Consider the following 1270-nt stretch of genomic DNA (forward strand, 5'->3'; position numbering starts at 1 on the left):
CCGCCGGGCCCCGCCGGCGCCGCCACGGCCCGGCCGCCCTGCGGGGCAGCTCCGCGATGACGGAGGCGTCCAGGTTCGCCGCGATCTCCCGGCGCAGCACGGGACGGTCCGCCACCACCGCGCCGACGGCGGCCAGCGCGAGGCCGAGCGCGAGCCCGAGGACGAGCCCGATCCCGGCGTCGGTGGCGGCGGTCCTGGGCAGGGAGTGGTCCACCGCGCGCGCGGCGTCCACGATCTGCGTGCCCGCGACCAGCCGGGGCGTGCCCAGGCGCGCCTCCTCGGCGCGCTGGTCGAAGTCGGTGATCCGCGAGGTGAGTTCGGCCCGGCGGGCGAAGAGCGACTCGAGGTTCGCCGACGCCTCCGGGTCGCTCTGCGGCGATCCCTTCCCGATCTCCTCGTTGACCCGCGCGAGTTCGTCCCGCATGTCGTCCCGCCGGCCGAGCAGGGCCTTGGACTCGGCGTTCGCGGCTTCCTTGATCCGCTTCACGTGGTCCGCGACGAACGCCTCGGCCAGCGCCTCGGCGCGGGCCACCGCTTCCGCGTCGCTGTCACCCGTCACGGTGATCTGCAGCAGGTTGTTGGTCAGGCCGGTGCCCTGGTAGTCCCGCATGAAGTCCTCCGGGCGTTCCGGGGAACCGAGGGACCGCAGGGCCTGGCCGGCGATCCGCGTGGTCCCCAGCAGCGCGGCATCGGTGCGGATCAGTGTCCCGGGGTCGTTCGGCTGGTCCGCCTCGTGCGCGACCAGCACCGTGGTCACCGCGGTCGGCGGCGCCGGCAGCAGGACCGCCACCGCCACGCCGGCCAGCAGTCCCAGCAGCGCCAGGGAACACCATAGGCGGCGGCGCCTGCGCACCGCGACCACCAGCGCCTGCAGGTCCAGCAGCGGAGCGGCCGACGACTCCGAACCCGTACGCGTCGTCACCCCTGACCTCCCGTCGCGTCGCCGCCGACCGCGAGCGCCGGCACGGCGGCGTCCCGAGGACGGCCGGCGGACCGCGTCGTACGGGCCCGGACCGGGCCCGCGACGACGACACCGACGATCTCGTGCCCCGCGTCCGCACACGCCTCGGCGATGCCGGTGAGCTCCCCCGCGGTCCAGTTGCCCGCGCCGAGCACGACCAGGGCACCGGACTCGTCGCCGCGGTCCGGCACCACCGGCCGGGACACCGCAACCTCCGTCACCCGCAGCAGCGGATCGCCCCCGGCCTCGGTGACGAGCCGCTCGGCGGCCCGGTGGGCGACCTCGTCGCCGTCCGGGACGACGACCAGC

The 1270-nt window shown here is 76.2% G+C and carries 1 protein-coding gene and 1 pseudogene; both read right to left on the reverse strand.

Annotated features, from left to right (window positions below; genetic code table 11):
• Window positions 1-922, reverse strand: a 922-nt coding sequence (locus tag B7767_RS43365; protein ID WP_256923793.1) for a Wzz/FepE/Etk N-terminal domain-containing protein, incomplete at its 3' end; no start/stop codon positions are given.
• Window positions 919-1270, reverse strand: a pseudogene (locus B7767_RS43370) (polysaccharide biosynthesis protein); the annotation flags it as partial. The pseudogene B7767_RS43370 and the gene B7767_RS43365, both read right to left, overlap by 4 nt.

This window comes from Streptomyces sp. 13-12-16 (assembly GCF_002114215.1).
GTDB lineage: Bacteria > Actinomycetota > Actinomycetes > Streptomycetales > Streptomycetaceae > Streptomyces.